The organism is Mangrovicoccus ximenensis, assembly GCF_003056725.1.
Classification (GTDB): Bacteria; Pseudomonadota; Alphaproteobacteria; order Rhodobacterales; family Rhodobacteraceae; genus Mangrovicoccus; species Mangrovicoccus ximenensis.
Map to the genome: position 1 here is coordinate 474030 of NZ_QBKZ01000004.1, position 23780 is coordinate 497809.

A 23780-nucleotide genomic window follows, 5' to 3' on the forward strand; every position below is an offset into this window, starting at 1 on the left:
CAGGACAGCTCCGCCCGCGCGCTGCCGGACCGGTTTCGGTGACGGTCCGCGGTGACGGCAAGGGCGGCACCGTCTACGAGACGACCGGCTATCGCGGGCGCGCGGCGCTGCGGGCCGAGGATGTGCTGGACCGGATCAGGGGGCTGACCGAGGCGCAGCGCGCAGCCGGACGGCGCTATGCGGCGCTGGCCGAGGCGGTGGAAGCGGGCGGCATGAAGTGCTCAGGGTCCTTCATGCAGGGCGGCATGGGCGGCGGCGAGGCGACGCGGGACTTCATGGACGTGCATCTGCAGCGCAGCGAGACGCTGCGCCGGATGAACCGCGCTATCGGCGACGGCATCGGCATGAAGGTGCGCCGGGTCCGGCCATCTGACCGCGGCACCAAGCGGTCCATCTCCGACGGCAAGCTGGCTGAGATGGTGTGCCTCGGCGGAGCGTCCATCCTTGGCGTGCTGCAGGCGCATGGCTGGGCCGATACCGGCAAGAATGCAGCGACGCTCCGCGGCGCGTTGGCTGCCGTCCTGGAGCGGCTGAGGGCCTGCTGAGCGAAAGGGGATTGACCTTAGGACGGATCGGCGCCATCACTTCTGCATCATCGAGAAATGCGCCCGGCAGGCACCACCTGCGCGGGCGTTTTGCGTTTGCACGATCCAGACATGACCGTCATACCCACCACACCGGACCAGCCATGGGCCGCCTGAAGGCGTTGCCGCCCAGGCTGTCGGCCCTGCCGCCGCGCCTTGGCCTCGGCGTGCATGGCGACCGGCGGGAGATGACCGGCAAGCGGGATCGCCGCCACGAGCCGCAGGGCAAGTGGCATCACCTCTACTGCAAGGCGCGATGGCAGCACCTGCGCATGTCGGTCCTGAAGGCGGCTAACTTCACCTGCGTCCGCTGCAGCAGCATCTCCAGGCATCCGAAGGGCTCAGACATGCACGCCGACCACATTGTTGCGCATCGCGGCGACGAGGCGCTGTTCTACGACCGGTCGAACCTCCAGTGCCTCTGCGCCCGCTGCCACAACAGCGACAAGCAGCGCGAGGAGCGTGCCGCGCGATGACTGCGCAGGCCGTCGCGCATGTCCGGTCCTGCGGCACCGCCGCCGGAGGCCAGGGGGGGTGTAAAAAGTTCAGGGGCGCCCGTGGCCTAGACCGGCGTGTTCTCTCATCGGGGGATTTTTTTCTTGCCTCGTGAATTTGACCTCCTCGGTGATCCGATCCCGGAGAACTTCGGGGCGGCCGGCCGCAACGGCCATGTCGTGACCAAGGAAAGTTATAACAAAGTCAGGCTCTTGGTGCTTGCCGGGATGGATGCGAAGCAGATCGGCGAAGAGATCGGCATCTCGGCCCCGACCGTTCGGAAGCATTATTTTTCCAGGCGCTCCATCAAGGAGGCGGCCGGGCGCGTGCTGGTCGAGCAGCGTGCGCGGATGATGATCCTGCTCGACCAGGCGGCGGCCGAGGGCAATGTCGCGGCGCAGAAGGAGATGCTCCGGCTGATCGACGCGCTGGAACCGGGCATGCAGGGCGCGGCCGTGCCCGAGCGCCCGGTCGCGGGCGGCAGGATCGGCAAGAAGGCGGCGCGCCAGATCGCGGCCGAGGCGCATGCCGCCTCGGGCGGAAAATACGCGCCGCCCGCCCAGCCGAAGCTGGTCGTGAGCAACCGGGACGGCTGATGGCACTCGACTGGTCGACAGCTTGCCCGGACTGGGAAAGCCGGGTGGTCGCGGGCGAGCCGTTGGTGCCTTTCGCCCCGCTCTACCCGGAGGAGGCCGCGGCCGCGCTCGAGGTCTTCAAGGGGCTGCGGATCGTCGACGTTCCGGGCAAGCCGACCTTCGGCGAGGCCTGCGAGCCCTGGGTCTTCGATTTCGTAGCCGCGATCTTCGGCGCCTATGACCCGGAGCGGGCCAAGCGGCTGATCACCGAGTTCTTCCTGCTGATCAGCAAGAAGAATTCGAAGTCGACAATCGCCGCCGGGATCATGGTCACGGCGCTGATCCGCAACTGGCGGCACTCGGCCGAGCTGCTGATCCTGGCGCCGACGATCGAGGCGGCGAACAACTGCTTCAAGCCCGCCGCCGACATGGTCTCGGAGGATCCGGACCTGGGCGATCCCGAGACCGGGCTTCTGCATGTCGTCGACCACCAGCGGCTGATCAAGCACCGCGTCACCTCGGCGACGCTGAAGGTGGTCAGCGCCGACGACAAGACGGTGGGCGGCAAGAAGGCGGCCTTCGTGCTGGTCGACGAGCTCTGGCTTTTCGGCAAGCAGGCGCGGGCGGATTCGATGCTGCGCGAGGCGACCGGGGGCATGGTCTCGCGGCCCGAGGGCTTCGTGATCTACCTGTCGACCCAGAGCGACGAGCCGCCGGCCGGGGTGTTCAAGGACAAGCTCGACTATGCCCGCGACGTGCGCGACGGCCGCATCGCGGATCCGCAGTTCCTGGCGGTGATCTACGAGTTCCCGAAGGCGATGGTCGACAGCAAGGCCTTCATGGAGCCGGAAAATTTCCGCGTCACCAACCCCAATATCGGCCGGTCGGTGATGGCCGACTGGCTGGTGCGCGAGATGGGCAAGGAGATCGCCAAGGGGCCACAGACCCGCAACGTTTTCCTGGCCAAGCACCTCAATGTCGAGATCGGGCTGAACCTGCGCGCCAACCGCTGGCCGGGGGCGGAGTTCTGGGCGGCGAAAGGCGATGCTGCGCTGACGTTCGAGACGCTGCTCGACAGGTCGGAGGCCGTCGTGATCGGCATCGACGGCGGCGGGCTCGACGACCTCTTCGGGCTGTCCGTGCTGGGCCGTGAGGCCGGGACGCGCTGCTGGCTCTCCTGGTGCCATGCCTGGGCGCATTCCGGCGTGCTCGAGCGGCGCCAGAGCATCGCGCCCAAGCTGCGTGAATTCGAGGCCGAGGGCAGCCTGACCTTCGTGGACGACAAGCTCGAGGACCTCTCGGAAATCGTGGAGATCACCGGCGTGGTGCGCGACCGCGGCCTGCTGGCGGCTGTGGCGGTCGACCCGGCGGGGCTCGGCGAGCTGGTCGATGCCATGGCCGGGATCGACGTGACGCAAGAGGCGGGAACGCTGATCGGCGTCGGACAGGGATACGCGATGATGAACGCGATCAAGACGGCGGAGCGGCGGCTGGTGAACGGCACGCTGATGCATGACGGCAGCGCGCTGATGGCCTGGTGCGTCGGAAACCTGAAGATCGAGCCGACCGCGACGGCGATCCGCGCCAGCAAGCAGACCGCGGGCGATGCCAAGATCGACCCGGTGATGGCGCTCTTCGACGCGGTGACCGTGATGAGCCGCAATCCCGAGCCGGTCCGCACCGGCGCCAACCGCGACAGCTACTTCGCCGCACTGGGGGCCGCATGACCGTGATCGACAGGGCGCTCTCGGTGGTCGGGCTGCACCGCAAGAGCATGGCCTGGACGCTTTCCGGCGGCCGCCCGCAGCCGGTCGGCGGCGCGGGGCTGGCCGGGCCGGTGGTGACGGCCCGCAGCTCGATGGGGCTTTCGGCGGTCTGGGCCTGTTCGAACCTGATCAGCGGCGTGAATTCCTCGCTGCCGCACGAGCTGCGCCGCAGGACCGGCGACAGCAGCCGGGTCGAGGAGAACCATCCGCTCCACGCGGTGATCAACGACAGCCCGAATTACGACCAGACGCCGGTCGACTTCTGGGACTTCATGAACCTGTCGATCGAGCTCTGGGGCAATGCCTATGCCCGGATCGCCCGCAACGATGCCGGCCGGATCATCGCGCTCTATCCGGTGCAGCCGGACGCGATGTCGGTGCAGCGCGCACCGGACGGGCGCGAGATCCTCTACCGCTGGACCGACGAGGGCCGCGCCTGGGAGCGGGGATCGCGCGACGTCCTGCACATCCGCGGCCCGGGCGGCAGCGCGCTCGGCGGCATGTCCACGCTGACCTTCGGCGTCAATACCTTCTCGGCGGCCTTGGCGGCGGAGCAGGCGGCCTCGGGCATGTTCGCGAACGGCCTGCTGTCCTCGGTGGTCATCGCCTTCAAGGAGTGGATGACGCCGGAACAGCGCGCGATCACCGATGCGCGCCTCGCCGAAAAGTACATGGGCGCGATGAATGCCGGGCGGCCGTTTTTCACCGAGGGCGGCACCGAGGTGAAGTCGCTGACCATCAACCCGAAGGATGCGCAGATGCTGGAGACCCGGCAGTTCTCGATCGAGGAAATCTGCCGCTTCTTCCAGGTGCCGCCGGTGCTGATCGGCCATGCCGGGGCGGCGACCGCCTGGCCGACCTCGGTCGAGCAGCAGGTGATCATGTTCCAGAAATTCTACCTGCGCCGCCGGATCAAGCGGATCGAGCAGGCCGTCAGCAAGCAGCTGCTGTCGGCGGCCGACCGGGCCCGCGGCCTGTCGATGAGGATCAACATGGAGGGGCTGCTGCGGGGCGACACCGCCAGCCGGGCCTCCTGGTATCAGACCATGACGCAGATCGGTGCCATGACGATCAACGACGTGCGCCGCCTTGAGGGGCTGCCGCCGGTGCCGGGCGGAGACCAGCCGCGCATGCAGGCGCAGAACGTACCGATCAGCGAAACAGAAGGGCTGCAGTGATGGATACCAAGGCATTCCGCTTCGAGATCAAGGCGCTCGGCGAGGACGGCACGGTCGAGGGCTATGCCGCGGTCTTCGGCAATGTCGATGGCGGCGGCGACAGGCTCGTGCCCGGGGCGTTCCGGGCGGGGCTGGCCAAGGCCGCCGCCGAGGGGCGCAGCATCCCGATGCTCTGGCAGCACGATCCCGACCGGCCGATCGGCGTCTGGACGGAGCTGCAGGAAGATGACCGCGGCCTCAAGGCGGCAGGGCAGCTGATCCTCGATGTCGGGCAGGCACGCGAAGCGCATGCGCTGATGAAGGCAGGCGCGCTCGGCGGTCTCTCGGTCGGCTACCGGACCGTGAAGGCCGGAAACGATGGCGGCGTGCGCCAGCTCGAGGAGGTCGACCTCTGGGAGGTGTCGCCGGTGACCTTCCCGATGAACCGGCTGGCACGGCTCACCGCGGTGAAGGCCGAAGGCGCGGAGGCGGAACTTGAAAAGCTCAGGGCCGGGGAACGGCTAACCGAGCGGGAATTCGAACGGCTGCTCAAGGGGAGCTTGGGGCTGTCGAATTCGCAGGCTGAGCGCGCCGCCCGCGTTCACCTGAAAGGGCAGGGGGACCCTGCCGGCGGGGCGGATGACGAAGCGGCCTTCTGGGCGGCGATGGCGGGCTGAGGCCCGCTCCACAACATCAACGGAGATTCCGATGTCGGAACAGAAATCGGCCGCGCAGCTCGCGGCGGAAACGAAAGCCGCGTTCGATCAGAAGCACGACGCGGTCAAGGAAGTCGCCGAGAAGGCGCTCGACATGGCGCAGAAGGGCGAGACCGCGACGGCCGCCTTCAAGGCCGAAATGGACGAAAAGCTCAGCGCCATGAACGGGATGAAGGCCCAGCTGGCCGAGCTCGAGCAGCAGCTGTCCCGCGGCGGCGGCGATGGCGCCCAGGAGGCGAAGAGCCTCGGCCAGCGCTTCGTCGAGACCGACGACTTCAAGGGCTTCAAGGACACGCAGCGCAAGGGCGCCTCGGCGTCGATGGAGGTCAAGGCCGACATCACCACCGCGACCACCGGCGCCGGGGGCGTCGGCGCGGCGATCCAGCCGAACTACCGCCCCGGCGTGATCGAGCAGCCGCGCCGCCGCATGACGGTCCGCCAGCTGCTGATGCCGGGCACGACCGACAGCCCGGTCGTCGACTACACGGTCGAGACCGGTTTCACGAACAATGCCGCCCCGGCCGCCGAGGGCGCGCTGAAGGCGCAGAGCGATCTGACGCTCGACGACGTCCAGACCCGCACCAAGGTGCTGGCGCACTGGTTCCGGGTCTCGAAGCAGACCCTGTCGGACGTGGCGCAGATCCGCACGCTGATCGATACCCGCCTGATGTACGGGCTGGAGATGGTCGAGGAGATGCAGATCCTCTTCGGCGACGGGACCGGCGAGAACCTGCACGGGATCGTGCCGCAGGCCACGGCCTATGTGGATCCGACCGGCGGGGCGGACACCCAGTCGATCGACAAGATCCGGCTGATGCTGCTGCAGGCCTCGCTGGCCGAGTATCCCTCCGACGGCATCGTCATGAACCCGATCGACTGGGCCTGGATCGAGCTGCTGAAGGACGGCGAGGGCCGCTACATCATCGGCCAGCCGCAGGGCAATATCGGCGCGACGCTGTGGAACGCGCCGGTGGTGGCGACCCAGGCGATGACCGTCGACAAGGTGCTGACCGGCGCCTTCGGCATGGCGGCGCAGCTGTTCGACCAGTGGGCGGGCCGGATCGAGACCGGCTTCCAGGATGACGACTTCACCCGCAACAAGGTCACGATCCTCGCCGAGGAACGCTTGGCGCTCGCGGTCTACCGCCCCGAGGCCTTCATCTACGGCGACTTCGGCCGCGTGGCGTAACCGGCCCGCCGGGGACGCGCTGCGCGTCTCTGGCCTGTCCCTGAAAGGAGACTGGAATGGAAAAATTCAAGGTGATCCGCCCGCATATCGGCGACCGCTACTATGCGCCGGGAGAGACCCGCGAGATCGACCCGAAACGGGCCGCGCATCTGGTGCGGGCAGGCGTCCTCGTCGCGGACGAGGGAGCCGCGGAGCAGGCGGAGGCCGCGCGCGCCGCTGCCGAGAAGGCTGCCGCAGAGCAGGCGGAGGCCGAGCGGGCCGCTGCCGATAAGCCTGCGGCCAAGAAGCCTGCGGCGGAGAAGGCCGCGAAGTGACCCCGGCCCTGGTCGAAGCGCCGACCCTCCGGCCCGTCACGCTCGAGGAGGCGCGGATGCATTGCCGCGCCGATCACGAGTTCGAGGATGTGCTGATCGACGGCTACCTGCTGGCCGCGATCGGCCATCTCGACGGCTGGTCCGGGGTGCTCGGCCGCTGCATCATGCCCCAGACCTGGCGCGTCACGGCCGATTGCGCCGGGTGGCATGTCCTGCCGATGCCGGACGTGGTCACGGCCGTGGCCACCTACGGGGACAGCTCGACGGAGACGCTGGCGGTGACGCCGACCGCGGCGGGCCCCGGCGTCTCCCTCGCCGGGCCTGCCTCGATCGACTTCACCTGCCGGATGTCCGAAGCCGGGATCGACCGCGTCCGCGTGATCGTCCTGCAGCTGGTCGGGCTCTGGTACGCCAACCGCGAAGCAGCCGTGCCGGTCGCCCTGCAGCAGGTGCCGGCCGCGGCGCAGGCGCTGATTTCGGCGCTGCGCTGGAGGGCCCCGCTGTGAGCGCTGGCCAGCGCCAGTTCCGTGCCGTCTTCGAAAAGCCGGTGAAGGTGTCGGACGGCTACGGGGGGTACGATGTGACCTGGGAGGCGCTCGGGCCGCGCTGGGTCGGCATGGCAACCGCAGCACCGGCGGTGGCGGACGAGGAGTTCAGCCAGTCGCGCGAGGTCCAGGTGCTGGATCACGTCCTGAGCGTGATCGACGACCCGGAGACGCGCACCATTACCGCGGAATGGCGGGTCACGGTCCAGGGCCGCGTGATGAACCTCCGCGCGGTCGGGTTTCCGGTCTTCGGCAAGATCCGCGTGAACGCACAGGAAGGCACCGCGCCATGAGCGGGCAGACCGGCGCCAAGGGAGCCGCGGCGCGCTCGCGGCAGCGCTCTGCGGCGCTGAAGAACACCGCTCTGGAGGGCATCAACCGGACGATCACCTCGGTGCACAAGGACGGGACCTCGAATATCGACGCCATGACGCGGCGCCGCACCGGCCTGCTGCGCCGCTGGTACCGCAAGAGCCTGCGCAAGGCGTCGGTTTCCGGCTTCGTCGGCTACATCAGCGCCAAGGCGCGCGATGCCGCCTTCTATGCCAGATTCGTGCATGACGGCACCAGCAAGGCGGACCCGCGCCCCTTCCATGAGCGCGCCGTCGAGATGAATTCCGGCGAACACAGCGCCGAAATGCGCCAGGCGCTGCGCGACGCCCTGAAGCAGGCGGCGCCGGGGTCGCTCGGCCGCACCGGCGGACGGTCAGAGCGGGGGCTCGAATGACGCCGATCGGACGCAGCCTGGAGCTGCAGGCGCTGCTGATGGAGCGGCTGGCGGCGATCCTGGCCGGGCAGGGAATGGACCCGGTCGGCGGCGATGTGCCGGTCCTTGACCACGTTCCGCACAGCCCGCCGCGCCAGCATGTGAGGCTGGACGAATTCCAGTACCGCCCGGTCTCCGACGCGCGGCGGAAGCGCTGGCGCCACCGCTTCGCCGTCCATGTCTTCGACGTGAAGGCGAAGGGACGGGCGCGGGCGGCGCGGCTTCACGAGGCGATCTACGCGGCGCTCGCCGAATGGCAGCCGCATGGCGAGGCCACGGCGCTGGATGTGCTGGAAGGCTACAGCGCGGGGGGCGGCGACGCCCATTCGCAGCACGAGATCATCAGGTTCGAGACCATCATAGGAGAGTGAGATGGGGAATGCAGTAAAGGGCAAGGACAAGCTCCTGTTCATCGATGTCAGCGGTACGATGACCGAAGTGCCATATCAGGGCGATGGCACCTACAACTCCGGCAAGACCGCAAGCACCAGCCGGACCAAGAACGGGTCGCACCCGTATGCCACCGACTCCGGCGCCATCTTCACCACCAAGGTCGAGCCGGAGCGCCCGATGCTGGCGATCCACACCCGGCTGCAGGAGCTCTCGGCAAGCGGCGAGATCATCGATGTCGAGATCCGCGACAAGAACGTGGGCGGCGAAAGCTATGTCGGCACGGCTGCCATCACGATCTCCGAGGAATCGTCGGGCGTCGACGGCGTGCTGACCTGGAGCATCTCGGTCAACTTCGCCGATGACCCTGTCGTCACGACGGTGACCTGATGGCCGACATTCCGGTGACCCTGCGCGGCGAGCGCTACCTCATGCGGCCGACCTATGGCGCGATGCGCGAGATCGAGCAGGGTCTCGGGCTCGCCTTGCTCGAGGTCTACGAGCTGGCGCTGCGCGGTTGCCTCGGCGTCCGCGAGCTGGCCTTGATCGTCTTCCACGCCACCCACGCGGCGGGCGAGAAGTTCGATTCCATCGACGCGGTCGGTCGTTCTGTTTTCGAGGCGCCGGTGACCTCGGCCGCGCTGCGGGAGAGCATCGTTCGGTTCATCATTGCCTGCCTCTGGTCGCCGGAGGAGGCAAAAAAAAAGTGGGAAGAGGCAGCCCCGATGGTGCTGCCGCCGCCCGCAGCGGGTGGCTAGAGGCTGCCGCGGCTTTCGCGGCGGTCCATCTCGGATGGCCGCCAAGCGAATTCGACCGTGCGACGCCCAGGCAGTTCTGGGCGACGCATGACGCCTACATGAAGAAAATCGAGACGATGGGAGCTTCGCGCAAGCCATGGTGACGGAACGGATCCTCACGGAGTACACGGCCGACACGCGATCCTTCGATCAGGGGGCTCGTCGCTACTCCAGGACGCTGACAGCGCACGAGCGACTGGTAAACCAGCGGCTGGACCGGATCGACGCGCGCTGGGAGCGGTCTCAGCGTGCGATCGGAATGGTGACCACGGCCCTGGTGGCCCTTGGCTCCGCGGCGGCGCTGGTCGAGTTCCGCAATCTGGCCGAGGGTTGGCGGGGCGTCGAGCGGTCGCTGACCTCCATCGGCCAAACCGGCGGCGATGCGCAGCAGCAGATGGTCGATCTGGCGCTGCGCACCCGCAGCGAGATCGGCAGCACCACGGCGGCTGTCGCCCGCATGGCCAAGGCGACCGGCGACGATTTCGGGACGACCATGCGCCGGGTCGAGACGCTGCAGAAGATGATGGCCACCGGCGGCGCGTCCTCTGCCGAGGTCGGCAGCGTCGGCCTGCAGCTCGGGCAAGCGCTGCAATCCGGCGTGCTCAGCGGCGACGAGTTCGCCTCGATCCGCGAGGCGGCTCCGGTCGAGTTCCTCGATGCCCTCGCAGCGGCGGCCGGCGTGACCCGGGCGGAGCTGCGCGCGGTGGCCGAGGCGCAGGAGCTGACCTCGGACATCGTCCTGCAGGCGCTCGACGGACTGGCGGAGCAGGCGGATGCCAGCTTTGCGCAGCTCGCGGTCTCCGGGCAGGAGGCGGTCACCGTGCTGCGCACCGGGCTGACCGCCTATGTCGGCCAGCTCGACCAGTCGCTCGGCACGACCGAAGCGGTCAACGGCGCGATGCAATGGCTCGGCGAATACATGTCCGGGGCCGGGACCGGTGCCGAGACCCTGGCCGCCTCGCTGCAGATCGTGGCCGGGGCCGCGGTCGGCCTGGCAGGCGGGCGCGGGATCGGGGCGGTGTCCTCGGCTTTCCGCGATGCAGCCCAGGCGCGGCAGGACGAGGTGAAGGCTGCGCAGGCATCGGTGAAATCGTCGAAGGACGAGATCCGGGTGATGCGGGAAAAGCTGGATGCCGCGAACAAGTATCAGCGGAAGGTCTACCAGAAGGCCGAGGCGGAGAACCGTGGCACGGTCATCACCAAGAAGATGGAGCGCGCGGACCGGGCGCAGGCGAGGGCCGCGGAGAACCTTGCGGCTGCGCATGCGCGTGCGGCGGCCGCCACGGACAGGCTCGCGGCTGCGCAGACACGCTTGTCGCTGCGGACCCGGGTGGCCACGGGAGCCATGAGGGCCTTCAGCGGCGTGATGGCCTTCTTCGGCGGCCCGGTCGGAGCGGCGATCACTCTGGCCGGTGCGCTGGCGATTGCGATCTCGCGGATCCCTTCGGAAGCCGAGAGGGTGGCCTCGAGCCTGTCAGCGGCGCAATCGGCGGCGTCCGAATTCGAGGCGGCGATGAACGATGTCGCACGGATCGACGGCGAGATCGCGGCGGCGAAAGAGGAAATGGCTCAGGCCTCGGCCACCTACAAGGCGGCGGTTGCGGGGGAGGCCGATGTCGCTGCGGCCACTGCCCGGGCGGAGGTGGATGCGATCAACACGCGGATCGGGGCGCTGAACAAGCTGCGAGCGGCGCGCCTCCTCGCTGCCCAGGCGTCGGCTCTCGATGCGCAGTCTGCCCTGTCGGATATTCGTGGCGAGCTTATGGACCAGGCGCGGGACGACATCCGGCGCGAGCGCGCGCTGGACAACACCACCGGCACGGGTCCGGGGCCGGGCGGGAACTATATCGCTGACTATGAGGTCCGCGAGCGCGCAGCCGAGCGCGAGCTTGCCGTGCGTGCCAGGATCGCCACCGGGGCGGGCCTGGAAGGCTTGTCAGCCGCAGAGGTGGAGTTCGCCCGTGCCGCGGCCGAAGCCGATGCGGTGCAGGCAAAGGTGGAGCTTCTGAGCCAAACGCTGGAGGAGGCCCGCGTCGGCAGCATCGCGGGCGTGACCGGCGCGACCGAGGCGGTTGTCGATACCGGCAACTCGGTAGTGACGACGATCCTCGACAATGCCAACCTGGCCAGCCGCAAGATCGCGGATCTGCAGGCGCAGGCGCAGACCCTGCGCGACGCGCTGGCCGGTGGCGGCCTCGACGCAACCCAGACCCGCGAGGCGGAAGAGGCGCTCAAGGGGATCGGCGAACAGATCGACCGTCTCAACGGCGTGAAGGCGCCCGGCGGCGGCAGCAAGGGTGGCAAGGGCAAGGATCCGGTCCAGCTGATCAGCGAGGAGCAGGTCGGCACGCTTGACGAGGCCAGGACGCTGCTGAACGGGCTGGTGCAACAGACCCAGACGGCCACCGAGGCGCAGGAAGCGCAGGCGCAGCGCATCGCCGAAGCGCGCAAGCTGCTGGTGGCAGCCTATGGCGCGGAGTCTGATCAGGTCGCCATGCTGGACGAGGCGACGAAGCGCCTTGGGCAGAGCGGTGCGGATGCGGGCGCGCAGCTCGCCAACACCTTCGCGCAGGTCGCCATGCAGGCCGAGAGCGTCGAGGACGGAATCAAGCAGATCATCGTGCAGCTGCTGCAGATGAACGGAACATCGGCATTCCAGAGCCTCTTTGCCGGCGGCGGCGCGGGCGGCTTCTTCTCGACGCTCTTCACCGGGGCGGCGCCAGCCGTCACGGCCAGCGCCAACGGCAACATCATGACGGCCCGCGGCCCGCTGCGCCTGAACCGCTATGCCATGGGCGGCATCGCGCGCAGCCCGCAGCTCTCGCTGTTCGGCGAGGGGAGGACGCCCGAGGCCTATGTCCCGCTGCCCGATGGCCGGTCGATCCCGGTCACCCTGTCCATGCCGGCCGTGCCGGAGATGCCGGTTGCCGGGCGCGGCGGCGGGGTGGCGGTGCAGATCACCAACAATGTCGAGGTCGGCAGCGGGTCCGAGGCCGATCTGGCCGCGCTCGAGCGGCGCATGGCTGCCATCGGCCGGTCGCAGGCCGATGCCCTGGTGGCGCGGCTGCAGCGGGAAGGGGTGCTCTGATGGCCGATTTCGCACCTGCCGACTTCAAGTTCATGAGCTTCGAGATCACTGCCGCCCATACCGTCGGCATGGCGCGGAGCCCCTACAGCAATGCGCAGGCGGTCTATGACTTCGGCGGGGACATCTGGACGGCACGGGCAACCCTTGCGCCGTTCCACGACAAGCTGCGCCAGGCGCGCGTCGAGGGCTGGCTGACCGGGCTGCGCGGGCCGCTGACGCCGTTCCGGCTCTACAATTTCGACCATGACGGGCCATACGGCTTTCTGAACGGCGCGCCGACGGTCTCCGGCGGGGCCCTGCGCAACGACATCAGCCTGACACTGCAGCATGTCCTGCCGGGCGGGCAGGTTCCGGCGATGGAAGTCGGCGACTGGTTCACCTTCCTGCAGCGGCTCTACCGGGTCGTCAGCGCCGGGCCGACCGACGGGGCGGGTCTGCAGGCGATCGGGATCTTCCCGCCGCTGCGCACCAATATCGGCGACGGGGACGCGTTGAACACCGCCACGCCGAACGGGCTGTGGCGTCTCATGGGCGACCCGCTGACCATCGCGCATGACTGGAGCTCCGGCCGCTCCGTCTCCGTCGAAATGATCGAGTATCTGGAATGAGCATCCCGGGCGGCAGCCGCGTCGGCTACCTGTTCCGCGGCTTCTTCGATGACGCCCCGCTGAACCTCTGGACCGGGCATGGCGACCTGATCCATGGCGGCGTGAGCTATATCGGCAGCGGCGAGCTCCTCGAGATCAGCGGCAGCGCGAGCACCACCGGCAACCGGCTGTCCGGCCTCACGGTCTCGCTGGCCGGGATGGCCCCGGAGACCATCAGCATCGCCGAGAACGAGCCCTTCCAGCGCCGCCGGGTGCTGATCAGCCTGATCTGGGCCGATGCGGAATGGAACGTGGCGGCGCGACCGTCTTCTTCGACGGGGTCTGCGACAACATCTCGAACAACAACGACCCGCAGAACCCGGTCATCACCCTGAGTCTGGAGCCGCGGGCGCTGGACCTGAAGCGGCCGCGGCCGTTCCGCTACCTGCCGCAGGACCAGCGCACCCGCTACGCGGGCGATGCCTTCTTCGACATGGTGCAGTCGCTGCAGACGCAGGAGCTGAAGATTGGCACGTAAACAGTTCTGGCCGCGCCTCCTGGCCGAAGAGCTGGCCGCCTGGGAAGGGCGGCCCTTCGTCTGGGGGCAAAGCGATTGCTTCCAGCTGGCGCGCGCCACGGCCCGCGCGATGGGCCTGCGCCCGGCGGCGCTCGACGGGCTGCCCGCCTATGGCGACGACGCCGTGCATGGCGGGCAACAGACGGCCCCGAACATCAACGACGGACCCGGAAACTCATAAGACAAGGCAGGGCGCGATTTCCGGCTAGTCCTTTGATCGGAATGTGCCTACTCTGATGTCAGGCAGGACGCGTCCGGCTGAGGAGGAGCCCCCGCGTCCCCATCTCTAAGGGAGGAGAACACATGGCCCCGCAATCCTATCAGGGCGTTCTGGCCAGCAGCCAGGAAGAGCACCGCACCTATTCCCAGACGGCTGATTCCAACCTCGCGGACGGCGTGATCACGGTCGAGGCCGTGCTGCGCGAGAAGGGCAGCATCGTCTATACCATCACGCCCTCGGAAAGCGTCGCCAAGGCGGTGTCCGAGCTGCGCGCGCGCCGCATCGGCGTCATCGTGGTGATGGAGGACGACCGGGTGGTCGGCGTGCTGTCCGAACGCGACGTGGTGCGCCAGATCGACGAGAAGGGCCATGAAGGGCTGGAAACCTCGGTGGCCGAGCTGATGACGCCGAACCCGCAGACCTGCACGCCGGACACGCCGCTGCTGTCGGTGCTCCGGCGCATGTCGGACGGGCGGTTCCGCCACATGCCGGTGGTCGAGGACGGCCGGATGATCGGCCTGATTTCGATCGGCGACGTGGTCAAGGCGCGGCTGCGGCAGCTGGAATACGAAGCGCTGCGCATGAAGCAGATGATTGTGGGGTAAGATGACGCTGACACCGCTCTGGGCGACCGGACTTCTTCTGGTGATGGTCTTCTGCGGCCGCCAGTTCCGCGAGAACTGGAAGGCGCAGAGGGAGGGCTGGGTGCTGCGCGCCTGGTCCTACGGCCTGCCCGCAGCGGCAAGCTTCGCGCTCCTGGCGTTCCTGCCCCTCGAATTCGGCGGCTGAGCCCCGCCGCGGGCCAGCCGGTTCAGCAGCTTCTTCGGAATTTCCGGACGGGCAGGGGGGCCGTAGCGGTGGCGCACGATTTCGCGGCCGAGCTTCGGGCTGACCGCCAGCACCTGCGCCAGCCAGGGCAGCAGCCGCAGCAGTTCAGCGCGCTCGGCCTCCGGCAGCATCGCCACTGCCATCGGTCCGGGCCAGAGGCTTTCGGTCCGGGCGCCCTCGGCGAAGATCACCTGATGCGACGGCAGCAGCACATGCACATAGGTCACGGGCTCGAGCCCGTGACACGCCTCGGCCATGCCGCCGGGCAGGCCGGTCAGGTGGCGGGCGCGCACGAAGCGTTCCTGTCCGCCGATCTCGGCCGCCATGCAATGCTGCGGCGAGACCAGGATCGGCCGGGAAAGCGCCACCAGTCCGCCGGGACGGATCAGCACCGGCCGGGCCTCGGGGCGGGTGGCCAGCTCGGCGGTGCCGAGGCGGCTCTGCGCGGTCCAGAGCACCGGCTGGAACCCTGCATCGGCGGTGCCCAGCCGGTCGCCCGGACGCAGGCGTTCCACCGCGACGGGGCCTGCTTCCGTCTCGATCATCGTGCCGGGCGTGAAGCAGGGAATGCCGGTGGCGCGCAGGGCGGCCGGGCTCGACAGGCTGGCCGCGCTGACGCCCATCAGCACCACCGATTCAGCGCCCGGGAAGGTCAGGACCGCATTTCCCGCGCCGTCATCTGTGACGGTGACGTCCCAGACCGTCACGGCGCCGCCGGGACCGCGCCCGCCGGTCAGGCCCGAGACGTCGAGCTGGTCGTTCGACAGTCCGTCGCTGTCGTCATCGGCCATGTCGAAATCGGTGATCGTGTCCTGCAGGTCGTTATAGGTGACGATGATCCGGTCCTTGCCGGTGCCGGTGGTGATCAGGTCGCGTCCGAGGCTGCCGCCGATCACGTCGTCGCCCGCTCCGGCGTTGATCGTGTCATCGCCGAATTCCGCCAGGATCGTGTCATTGCCGTCGCCGCCGGTGACGCTGTCATTGCCCGCGCCGGTGACCAGCAGGTCGTTTCCGGCCCCGCCGGAGACCGTATCGGCGCCGTCGCCGGAATAGATGTGATCGTCGCCGTCGCCGCCGGAAAGGCTGTCCGCGCCGCTGCCGCCGCGGATCGTGTCGCTGCCCGCGCCGCCCCAGACCGTCATCGGACCCGAGCTGGCCGAGCCGTCGAGGCTGTCATTGCCGCCGGTCAGGGAGACCGCTTCGATCTGGGAAAAGGTCAGGGTGTCGGTGCCGTTGGTGGCGGTGCCCGCCTCGCTGCCCGCATAAGTGACGGTGACCGGTGTGGCGGCATAGCCGAAATTGAGCATGTCCCAGTCGGTGCCGCCCTCGCCGCCGGCGAAGGTCGAGGCGCCGAACCCGTCGGTCGCGAAAAGCGTGTCGCTGTCGTCGCCGCCCAGCAGCGTGTCGGCAGAGCGGTCGCTGCCGCCCCAGAGGATGTCGTTGCCGCTGCCGCCCTCCAGCCGGTCGGCGCCGTCGCCGCCGAACACGGTGTCGTTGCCGCCATCGCCGTAGAGGCTGTCGGCGCCGGTGCCGCCGGCCAGGCTGTCGGCGCCGTCGCCGCCATAGATCGTGTCGTTGCCGGAGCTGCCGTCGACCGTGTCGCTGCCGTCGCCGCCATAGACGAGGTCGTTGCCGTCCTCGGCATAGATGATGTCGTTGCCGCTGCCGCCATGGACAGTGTCCTGGCCCTGCCCGGCATAGATCGAGTCATTGCCCGCGCCGCCGTCGAGATAGTCGTTGCCGAGCTCGCGCGTGCCGTCATTGTCGTCGATGAAGTCGTTGCCGTCGCCGCCGAAGACGGTGCTGCTGGAGCTGCCGTATTCGATCCGGTCGTCGCCTGCGCCACCGTCGATCCAGGTGCTGCCCGAGGAAAAGCCGGCGTCGATCGTGTCGTTGCCGGAGGTCATCGTCAGGCGTTCGATGCCGGAGAAGGAGGAGGTCGAGCTGCCGTCGCTGAACGTGCCGGCCTGGGCGCCGCTGTAGAGCACGCTGATCGGGCCGGTGCTGGTGGAGAAGTCGAGCGTGTCGGTGCCGGTGCCGCCCGAGACCGTGTCGGCGCCGTCGCCGGTGACGTAGATGAAGCGGTCGTCGCCGCCTTCGCCCATCAGGCTGTCATTGCCGCGGGTGGCGTAGATCACGTCATTGCCGTCGCCGGCCCAGACCGTGTCATTGCCCGCGCCGGTATTGATCGTGTCATTGCCGGCTCCGGCCGCGACCGAATCCGCCGCGCCCGCATTCGGCTCGATCCTGTCGCCCTGGGCATCGGTGAAGCCCGCGCCCATCGAGTCGTTCCCTGCGGTGCCGTCGACCACGTCGGGATGGGAAAACGCGTTGGCCACCCGGTTGGCTTCGAACACGTCCCAAGAGGCATTGTTGACCGAGGTGATGGAAATGGACTGGATGGCTCCGGACGCGAGGAGATCGGCATCCGGTCCGGCCCCTATTGTCGGCGCGAGATAGGTGTGGCCGGTCGTGTCCTGGATCAGGATCAGACGGGCCGTTGCGGTGCTCCCGTCCACGAAGGTGATCGTGCCGTTGTAGAGCGTTCCGGCGTCGAAGGTCTGATCGGCGCCGCCATTGATCCGGAAGGTCTCCGACGGGCTGTTCGATTGGTCGTAGCCGCTGCTTATTCCGCCGCCATAGCCGGTGGAGCCCGGGCTGAAGCTCTGGATGTTCTTCCACAGTGGCTGGTCGGCACTGCCGACGGTCAGCCCGTTGAGCGCGGCGGCGTTGTCGGCTAGCGCATTGCCTTCGACATTGTCGATCGTCGCGAAGGTGCCGAGATAGATGACGTCGAAGGTCGTGGCCATGACCGGGTTCCCCACCGAAGCGCTGAAGCGTCTGCCCCGCGGCGCGGTGCGCGGCAGGGCGGCGGGAAGGATGGCGGCAGCGTTTTAACGCAGCGTGAAGATGCCTGCGCCGGAGCGGGCAGGGGAGGGGGAAACTGCCTAAAACTCTAGGCAGCGCCGGTCTTCAGCGGGCGTCGGCCTCGATCTCGGCGTCCAGGCGCTCGCGCATCGCCTGGGCGCGCTTGCATTGCAGCTTGTCGCGCAGCGGGCTGTTCGGATCGACGTCCTTCTTGCAGACGACGCATTTGTCGGCGCCCGAAATGGCGTTCAGGCCGCCGCAGCTGCCCTTGATGGTCTTGCCCATCAGGAGGACGCCCAGGGACATGCCCAGGACGACAAGCAGGAGAAAGGCGAAGGCGAAGGCGAAAGTGGCCATGATGTGCTCCTTGGTCCTTACTCTTCCATCTGGGCCACGAGGGCGTCGAAGGAAGAGCTGCTGGCGGTCACGAATCCGCCATCGCGGCGGGTGATGAACATGACCGGGATGTCCTCGGCCTCGGCCAGCGGCATCGCCTCCTCTTCTCCCATGGCCAGCAGGGCGGTGGCAAGCCCGTCTGCGGCCATTGCCGTTTCGGCAAGGACGGTGACCGAGGCCGTGGTATGGGTGATCGGCCGCCCGGTGGTCGGGTCGATGATGTGGCTGTAGCGGACGCCGTCCTGCTCGAAATAGTTGCGGTAGTCGCCGGAGGTGGCCAGTCCCATGTCGGTGACCGGGATGACGACCTCGACGGTCTGGCTGGCCGCGTCGGGGCGTTCCACGCCGATCACCCAGGGCTCGTCCTGGGCATTGAGGCCCTTCGACACGAGGTCGCCGCCGATTTCCACCAGGTAGCGCGTGGCGCCCGCCGCGGCGATGGCGTCGCCGACCGCGTCGATGCCCTGGCCCTTGGCGATGGCCGAGAGGTTCAGCGAGACGCCTGGCAGGGCCTTCTGCAGCGTGCCTTGGCCCAGGATCAGCTTGTCCGCCTGGCCCACGGTCTGCATCGCGGCGGCGATCTCGTCCTCCGAGGGCACCGGCTCGCCCGGCTTCTTCGGCCCGAAGCCCCAGAGGTCGATCAGCGGCGCCAGCGTCACGTCGAACTTGCCGCCAGACAGCGCGTTGATCCGGTTGGCTTCCGCCATGACCGCCTGCAATTCGGGGGAAATCTCGACCGGACCGGTGCCGTCGAGCGCGCTGAAGCGCGACACTTCCGAGGCCGGGTCCCAGTTGTTGACATGCGCCAGGATCGCGGCCAGCGCGTCCTCGGTGATCTCCTCCAGCCGCTCCGCATCCATGTCCGCCGGGCCGTCGACCACGGTGACGTGATAGGTCGTGCCCATGGTGCTGCCCTCGATCCGGACGCTCTCGGGGGCGCTCTGCGGCCAGCAGGCCGAGAGGGAAAGAAGGGCGGTGGAGAGCAGTATCGCGCGCATGTGATGACATCCCGTGCAAAGGCTTTGGTCGCGGTTTTTCATCCGCGGGATTTGGTGTCAATTGGGCAGGCTGACCGGGACGACGGGGAAAATAAGGCAATTAGGGGCTGCGTTGCGCGGCCGGGGCGGTTAAAGGAAGCTGCGAGTCGTGCATTCCCGGTCGGGGCGCACGGCACATTGCCACATTTTGGTTTCTGCCAACATTGCATACGGAGGTGCGCAATGTTGAAAACGCAGTCACCATCCACAGCCGCACCTAGGACGCTTCGAGCTAGATGACCCATCACGCCCTGAAGAAAGGTCTCGACCTGCCGATCGCTGGCGCCCCCGCGCCCGCGATCGAGGCCGCGGCCTCGCCTGTCTCCGTCGCCGTCATCGGTGGCGACTACGTCGGGTTGAAGCCCCGCATGTTCGTCCAGGAGGGGGACCAAGTCCGTCGCGGGACGGCCCTCTTCTGCCACAAGGACACGCCCGAAGTCGTGTTCACCGCTCCGGCCACGGGCCGGGTCCGCGCGATCAACCGCGGCGCCCGCCGCGTGTTGCAGAGCGTCGTGATCGACATCGACGACGCCGATGACGCCGGGCTCGACTTCTACGCCGCCGATCCCGCCGAGCTGACCGGCGAGCAGGTCGCCGCGAAACTCCTCGATTCCGGCCTGTGGACGGCGTTCCGCACGCGGCCCTATTCCAAGGTTCCCGGCGGGTCGGACCGTCCGGCGGCGATCTTCGTCACCGCCATGGAGTCCGAACCGCTCGCGCCCGACGCCGCACTGGTGCTCGAGGGGCAGGCCGCAACCTTCGACAAGGGCCTCCTGGCCATCTCCAGGCTGAGCGAAGGCAAGACCTATCTCTGCCAGGCGCCCGGCGCGGAGCTGTCCTCCGGGACCGTCGCCAATGTCGAGACGCATACCTTCGAGGGGCCGCATCCGGCGGGTCTCGCAGGGACGCACATGCATTTCATCGAACCGCCGCATGGCGGCAAGACGGTCTGGCATGTCGGCTACCAGGACGTGCTGGCGATCGGCCGCCTGTTCGAGACCGGCCATCTGGACGCGGCCCGCGTGGTCACCGTCGCCGGCCCGCGCGCCTCGAACCCGCGCCACCTGAAGACCCTGATGGGCGCCGACATCGCGTCGCTGACCGAGGGCGAAATCGCGGGCGACGACCCGGTGCGGATCATTTCCGGCTCGGTCCTGAGCGGCTCCGTCGCCGAAGGCCCGACGGGCTTCCTCGGCCGCTACCACCGCCAGGTGACGCTGATCACCGAGGACAAGGCGCAGGAAGTGCTGGGCTGGATCAGCCCGCAGCCCGGCAAGTTCGCGGTCCAGCCGGTGCTGGCCTCGTCCTTCATGGGCAAGAAGCTCTACAACCTGACCTCGAACCTCAACGGCGGCCGCCGTGCGATGGTGCCGACCGGGACGTTCGAGCGGCTGATGCCGCAGGACTACCTGCCGACGCAGCTCCTGCGGGCGCTGCTGGTGGGCGACACCGACACCGCGCAGGCGCTCGGCGCGCTGGAGCTCGACGAGGAGGACCTCGCGCTCTGCACCTTCGCCTGCCCGGCCAAGTATGAATACGGGATGGCGCTGCGCGACAGCCTCGCCCGCATCGAGAAGGAGGGCTGACACCCATGGGCGCCCGCAAATTCTTCGACCGGATCGAGCCGAACTTCACCAAGGGCGGCAAATGGGAGAAGTGGTTCCCCGTCTACGAGATGGTGGAAAGCTTCCTCTACACCCCGAAGACGGTCACCACCGCCGCGCCGCATGCGCGGACCTATACCGACATGAAGCGGATCATGACCTATGTCGTGATCTCGACCATTCCGGTGATCCTGTTCGCGCTATTCAACACCGGCTACCAGGCCAATGCCGCGATCGCGCAGGTCGGCGGCGAGCCCGAGGGCTGGCGCCAGCTGCTGCTCGCGTCGCTCGGCATCGGCTTCAACCCGGCGAACCCGCTTGCCAACTTCCTTCACGGCTTGGCCTATTTCCTGCCGATCTACATCGTGACGCTGGTCGCGGGCGGCATCTGGGAAGTGCTTTTCGCCACCATCCGACGCCATGAGGTTAACGAGGGCTTCCTCGTCACCTCGATGCTCTACACGCTGATCCTGCCGGCCTCGACGCCGCTGTGGCAGGTCGCGCTCGGCATCTCCTTCGGCGTCGTGATCGGCAAGGAAGTCTTCGGCGGCACCGGCAAGAACTTCCTCAACCCGGCGCTGGTCGGCCGCGCGTTCCTCTACTTCGCCTATCCGGCCTCGATGTCCGGCGACTCTGTCTGGGTTCCGGTCGACGGCTTCTCGGGCGCGACCGCGCTGGCCGTCACCGCGACCGACGGCGTGCAGGCGCTGGCCGCGGAGGGCATCACCTGGTGGAGCGCCTTCTTCGGCACGATCCACGGCTCGCTCGGCGAAACCTCGACCCTCGCCTGCCTCATCGGCCTCGCTTTCCTGATCACCACGAAGATCGCCAACTGGCGCCTGGTCGTCGGCTGCCTCGGCGGCATGATCGGCTTTTCGCTGCTGCTGAACGTCGTCGGCTCGGCCGACAACCCGATGTTCGCGATGCCCTGGTACTGGCACCTGGTGGTGGGCGGATACGCCTTCGGCCTGGCCTTCATGGTCACCGAGCCGGTCTCGGCCAGCCACACCAATACCGGCCGCTACATCTATGGCGCGCTGATCGGCGTGATGGTCGTGATGATCCGCGTCATCAACCCGGCCTTCCCGGAAGGCATGATGCTCGCCATCCTCTTCGCAAACATCTTCGCGCCGCTGATCGACTATTTCGTCGCGCGCGCCAACATCGCCCGGAGGGTCAAGCGCAATGCCTGAGACCAAGAAAGGCTTCGTCGGCTGGTGGCAGAACACGCCGGCTGACTCGACTGCCAAGACGCTGTTCGTCGCCATTTCGCTCTGCCTGTTCTGCTCGATGGTCGTGGCCGCCGCCGCCGTGGCGCTGCGCCCGGTCCAGGAAGCGAACCAGCTGCTCGACAAGCGCCGCAACATCCTCCAGGTGGCCGGCCTCTTCGAGGACGGCATGGACGTGAACGAGGTCTTCACCTCGGCCTTCGAGCCGAAGATCGTCGACCTGGACACTGCGGAATACGTGGACGAAGTTCCGAACGCGGCGGGCGAGCCCTTCACCGTGGCCGATTACGACGACGTTGCGGCGACCTCGGACATGGCGCTCAGCTCCGAGCTGGAGAACGACCCGGCCGGCCTCGGCCGCCAGGCGCGCTACCAGATGGTCTACCTGCTGAAGGACGGCGACGGGAACCTCGACAAGGTCGTGCTGCCGATCGCCGGCTACGGCCTGTGGTCGACCCTCTACGGCTTCATCACGCTGGAAGAGGATGCCAACACCATCTTCGGCCTGCAGTTCTACGAACATGCCGAGACCCCCGGCCTCGGCGCCGAGGTCGACAACCCGCGCTGGCAGGCGATGTGGAACGGCAAGGAGCTGCGCGACGGCGACGGCGAGCTGCGCATCACCGTGTCCAAGGCCAACCCTTCGGGCGACGCCGCGAACTACCATATCGATGCGCTGGCCGGCGCCACGCTGACCTCGCGCGGCGTGGACAACCTGGTCCGCTTCTGGATGGGCGAGCAGGGCTTCGCGCCCTACCTTGAGAAACTGAAGAACGGAGACCTGTGATGGCCGAGAACCACAAATCACTGCTTGTCGATCCGCTCGTCGACAACAACCCGATCACGCTGCAGGTGCTGGGCATCTGCTCGGCGCTGGCGGTGACCTCGTCGCTGCAGGTGGCCTTCGTCATGGCGCTGGCCGTGACGCTGGTGACCGGCTTCTCCTCGATGTTCATCTCGGTGCTGCGCAACCACATCCCCAGCTCGATCCGGATCATCGTGCAGATGATCATCATCGCCTCGCTGGTGATCTTGGTGGACCAGGTGCTCAAGGCCTTCGCCTACGAGATCTCCAAGACCCTGTCGGTCTTCGTCGGCCTGATCATCACCAACTGCATCGTGATGGGCCGCGCGGAAGCCTTCGCCATGAAGAACCCGCCGATGGCCTCCTTCGTCGACGGCGTCGGCAACGGCTTCGGCTACGGCCTGATCCTGATGCTGGTCGGCGTGATCCGCGAGCTGTTCGGCTCGGGCTCGCTGTTCGGCATCACCATCATGGAGACCGTCAACAACGGCGGTTGGTACGTCCCGAACGGCCTGCTGCTGCTGCCGCCCTCGGCCTTCTTCGTCATCGGCCTGCTGATCTGGGGCTTCCGCACCTGGAAACCGGCTCAGGTCGAGGCGCGTGAATACAAGATCCAGACTGTGGAGGCCCACTGATGGAAGGGCTCGTTTCCCTCGCCTTCAAGGCAATCTTCGTCGAGAACCTCGCGCTCTCGTTCTTCCTCGGCATGTGCACCTTCATCGCCGTGTCGAAGAAGATCAGCACGGCGCTCGGCCTCGGCATCTCGGTGGTCGTCGTCCCGTCGATCACCGTGCCGGCCAACAACCTGATCCTGAACAACCTGCTGGCGCCCGGCGCGCTGGCATGGGCGGGCTTCCCCGAGGTCGACCTGACCTTCCTGGGCCTGATCTCGTATATCGGCGTGATCGCGGCGATGGTGCAGATCCTCGAGATGACCCTCGATAAGTACTTCCCGCCGCTCTACAACGCGCTCGGCATCTTCCTGCCGCTGATCACAGTGAACTGCGCCATCCTCGGCGGCTCGCTCTTCATGGTGGAACGCGACTACAATTTCGCCGAAGCCACCACCTACGGCATTTCTTCGGGCATCGGCTGGGCGCTGGCGATCACCGCCATGGCCGGCGTGCGCGAGAAGCTGAAATACTCCGACATCCCCGACGGGCTGCAGGGCCTCGGCATCACCTTCATCACTGCGGGTCTGATGGCGATGGGCTTCATGTCCTTCTCGGGCGTCAACCTGTAAGGGA

At 67.9% G+C, this 23780-nt stretch carries 29 protein-coding genes; 26 read left to right on the top strand and 3 right to left on the bottom strand.

Going from position 1 to position 23780, the window contains the following annotated elements:
- Positions 1 to 38 precede the first annotated feature (38 nt).
- The 21 genes from C7T91_RS11485 (at position 39) to C7T91_RS11580 (ending at position 14555) form a co-directional block, all read left to right on the top strand.
- Positions 39 to 545 carry a hypothetical protein gene (locus tag C7T91_RS11485; RefSeq protein WP_108259332.1) on the top strand — a complete coding sequence of 169 codons (507 nt, stop codon included), beginning with the start codon at positions 39 to 41 and terminating at the stop codon, positions 543 to 545.
- Between the two features lie 143 nt (positions 546 to 688).
- Positions 689 to 1060 (top strand): HNH endonuclease, encoded by a 372-nt coding sequence (locus C7T91_RS11490; protein ID WP_108259333.1) that lies wholly within the window; start codon positions 689 to 691, stop codon positions 1058 to 1060.
- Between the two features lie 123 nt (positions 1061 to 1183).
- Entirely contained in the window at positions 1184 to 1675 is a 492-nt protein-coding gene (locus tag C7T91_RS11495; protein WP_145962855.1) for a hypothetical protein, read from the top strand.
- Complete coding sequence (locus C7T91_RS11500; RefSeq protein WP_108259335.1) at positions 1675 to 3381, top strand: terminase large subunit; 1707 nt, start codon at positions 1675 to 1677, stop codon at positions 3379 to 3381. Before C7T91_RS11495 ends, C7T91_RS11500 begins: the two co-directional genes overlap by 1 nt.
- Positions 3378 to 4598 (top strand): phage portal protein, encoded by a 1221-nt coding sequence (locus C7T91_RS11505; RefSeq protein ID WP_108259336.1) that lies wholly within the window; start codon positions 3378 to 3380, stop codon positions 4596 to 4598. The genes C7T91_RS11500 and C7T91_RS11505 overlap by 4 nt, the downstream gene beginning before the upstream one ends.
- Positions 4598 to 5254, top strand: a complete 657-nt coding sequence (locus C7T91_RS11510; protein ID WP_108259337.1) for an HK97 family phage prohead protease — start codon at positions 4598 to 4600, stop codon at positions 5252 to 5254. Before C7T91_RS11505 ends, C7T91_RS11510 begins: the two co-directional genes overlap by 1 nt.
- Positions 5255 to 5285: 31 nt before the next feature.
- The gene (locus tag C7T91_RS11515) at positions 5286 to 6482 is read left to right on the top strand and encodes a phage major capsid protein (RefSeq protein WP_201742069.1); all 1197 of its coding nucleotides are present in this window, start codon (positions 5286 to 5288) and stop codon (positions 6480 to 6482) included.
- A 56-nt stretch (positions 6483 to 6538) separates the two neighbouring features.
- Positions 6539 to 6796 carry a hypothetical protein gene (locus C7T91_RS11520; protein WP_108259338.1) on the top strand — a complete coding sequence of 86 codons (258 nt, stop codon included), beginning with the start codon at positions 6539 to 6541 and terminating at the stop codon, positions 6794 to 6796.
- The gene (locus C7T91_RS11525; RefSeq protein ID WP_108259339.1) at positions 6793 to 7302 is read left to right on the top strand and encodes a head-tail connector protein; all 510 of its coding nucleotides are present in this window, start codon (positions 6793 to 6795) and stop codon (positions 7300 to 7302) included. Before C7T91_RS11520 ends, C7T91_RS11525 begins: the two co-directional genes overlap by 4 nt.
- On the top strand, positions 7299 to 7634 hold the full coding sequence (locus tag C7T91_RS11530; RefSeq protein ID WP_108259340.1) for a phage head completion protein: 336 nt from the start codon (positions 7299 to 7301) through the stop codon (positions 7632 to 7634). The genes C7T91_RS11525 and C7T91_RS11530 overlap by 4 nt, the downstream gene beginning before the upstream one ends.
- Positions 7631 to 8068 carry an HK97-gp10 family putative phage morphogenesis protein gene (locus tag C7T91_RS11535; RefSeq protein WP_161555858.1) on the top strand — a complete coding sequence of 146 codons (438 nt, stop codon included), beginning with the start codon at positions 7631 to 7633 and terminating at the stop codon, positions 8066 to 8068. The genes C7T91_RS11530 and C7T91_RS11535 overlap by 4 nt, the downstream gene beginning before the upstream one ends.
- Positions 8065 to 8478, top strand: coding sequence for a tail completion protein gp17 (gene gp17 / locus C7T91_RS11540; RefSeq protein WP_108259342.1), 414 nt, complete (start codon positions 8065 to 8067; stop codon positions 8476 to 8478). The genes C7T91_RS11535 and gp17 overlap by 4 nt, the downstream gene beginning before the upstream one ends.
- A gap of 1 nt (position 8479) precedes the next feature.
- Complete coding sequence (locus C7T91_RS11545; protein WP_108259343.1) at positions 8480 to 8887, top strand: phage tail protein; 408 nt, start codon at positions 8480 to 8482, stop codon at positions 8885 to 8887.
- A complete protein-coding gene (locus C7T91_RS11550) occupies positions 8887 to 9255 on the top strand; it encodes a GTA-gp10 family protein (protein WP_108259344.1) in 369 nt (122 codons plus the stop codon). Before C7T91_RS11545 ends, C7T91_RS11550 begins: the two co-directional genes overlap by 1 nt.
- 298 nt (positions 9256 to 9553) lie before the next feature.
- Positions 9554 to 12382, top strand: coding sequence for a tape measure protein (locus C7T91_RS11555; RefSeq protein ID WP_161555859.1), 2829 nt, complete (start codon positions 9554 to 9556; stop codon positions 12380 to 12382).
- Positions 12382 to 12990 carry a hypothetical protein gene (locus C7T91_RS11560; RefSeq protein WP_108259346.1) on the top strand — a complete coding sequence of 203 codons (609 nt, stop codon included), beginning with the start codon at positions 12382 to 12384 and terminating at the stop codon, positions 12988 to 12990. Before C7T91_RS11555 ends, C7T91_RS11560 begins: the two co-directional genes overlap by 1 nt.
- Positions 12987 to 13364: a hypothetical protein gene (locus C7T91_RS31570; protein WP_145962856.1), complete on the top strand. Its 378-nt coding sequence runs from the start codon at positions 12987 to 12989 to the stop codon at positions 13362 to 13364. The genes C7T91_RS11560 and C7T91_RS31570 overlap by 4 nt, the downstream gene beginning before the upstream one ends.
- Positions 13274 to 13507 (top strand): hypothetical protein, encoded by a 234-nt coding sequence (locus C7T91_RS11565; RefSeq protein WP_108259347.1) that lies wholly within the window; start codon positions 13274 to 13276, stop codon positions 13505 to 13507. Before C7T91_RS31570 ends, C7T91_RS11565 begins: the two co-directional genes overlap by 91 nt.
- Entirely contained in the window at positions 13497 to 13727 is a 231-nt protein-coding gene (locus C7T91_RS11570; protein WP_108259348.1) for a DUF6950 family protein, read from the top strand. Before C7T91_RS11565 ends, C7T91_RS11570 begins: the two co-directional genes overlap by 11 nt.
- A 122-nt stretch (positions 13728 to 13849) precedes the next feature.
- Positions 13850 to 14371, top strand: coding sequence for a CBS domain-containing protein (locus tag C7T91_RS11575; protein ID WP_108259349.1), 522 nt, complete (start codon positions 13850 to 13852; stop codon positions 14369 to 14371).
- Position 14372: 1 nt separating this feature from the next.
- Complete coding sequence (locus C7T91_RS11580; protein ID WP_108259350.1) at positions 14373 to 14555, top strand: hypothetical protein; 183 nt, start codon at positions 14373 to 14375, stop codon at positions 14553 to 14555.
- Here C7T91_RS11580 and C7T91_RS11585 read toward each other — a convergent pair.
- The 3 genes from C7T91_RS11585 to C7T91_RS11595 all read right to left on the bottom strand — a co-directional run bounded on the left by C7T91_RS11585 (position 14489) and on the right by C7T91_RS11595 (position 18856).
- The gene (locus C7T91_RS11585) at positions 14489 to 17404 is read right to left on the bottom strand and encodes a Hint domain-containing protein (RefSeq protein ID WP_108259351.1); all 2916 of its coding nucleotides are present in this window, start codon (positions 17402 to 17404) and stop codon (positions 14489 to 14491) included. The two genes, C7T91_RS11580 and C7T91_RS11585, sit on opposite strands and share 67 nt — an antisense overlap.
- A 163-nt stretch (positions 17405 to 17567) precedes the next feature.
- The gene (gene nqrM, locus C7T91_RS11590) at positions 17568 to 17819 is read right to left on the bottom strand and encodes a (Na+)-NQR maturation NqrM (protein WP_108259352.1); all 252 of its coding nucleotides are present in this window, start codon (positions 17817 to 17819) and stop codon (positions 17568 to 17570) included.
- Between the two features lie 17 nt (positions 17820 to 17836).
- Positions 17837 to 18856 (bottom strand): FAD:protein FMN transferase, encoded by a 1020-nt coding sequence (locus C7T91_RS11595; protein WP_108259353.1) that lies wholly within the window; start codon positions 18854 to 18856, stop codon positions 17837 to 17839.
- Positions 18857 to 19131: 275 nt separating this feature from the next.
- On the opposite strand from C7T91_RS11595, the gene C7T91_RS11600 reads away from it, so the two are divergent.
- The 5 genes from C7T91_RS11600 to nqrE are packed head-to-tail and all read left to right on the top strand — an operon-like array spanning position 19132 to position 23776.
- Entirely contained in the window at positions 19132 to 20481 is a 1350-nt protein-coding gene (locus tag C7T91_RS11600; protein ID WP_108259354.1) for a Na(+)-translocating NADH-quinone reductase subunit A, read from the top strand.
- A gap of 5 nt (positions 20482 to 20486) precedes the next feature.
- Positions 20487 to 21692, top strand: coding sequence for an NADH:ubiquinone reductase (Na(+)-transporting) subunit B (locus tag C7T91_RS11605; RefSeq protein WP_108259355.1), 1206 nt, complete (start codon positions 20487 to 20489; stop codon positions 21690 to 21692).
- Positions 21685 to 22515, top strand: a complete 831-nt coding sequence (locus tag C7T91_RS11610; protein ID WP_108259356.1) for a Na(+)-translocating NADH-quinone reductase subunit C — start codon at positions 21685 to 21687, stop codon at positions 22513 to 22515. The genes C7T91_RS11605 and C7T91_RS11610 overlap by 8 nt, the downstream gene beginning before the upstream one ends.
- On the top strand, positions 22515 to 23168 hold the full coding sequence (locus tag C7T91_RS11615) for an NADH:ubiquinone reductase (Na(+)-transporting) subunit D (RefSeq protein WP_108259357.1): 654 nt from the start codon (positions 22515 to 22517) through the stop codon (positions 23166 to 23168). Before C7T91_RS11610 ends, C7T91_RS11615 begins: the two co-directional genes overlap by 1 nt.
- Positions 23168 to 23776, top strand: a complete 609-nt coding sequence (gene nqrE, locus C7T91_RS11620) for an NADH:ubiquinone reductase (Na(+)-transporting) subunit E (RefSeq protein WP_108259358.1) — start codon at positions 23168 to 23170, stop codon at positions 23774 to 23776. Before C7T91_RS11615 ends, nqrE begins: the two co-directional genes overlap by 1 nt.
- The last annotated feature ends 4 nt before the right edge of the window (positions 23777 to 23780 follow it).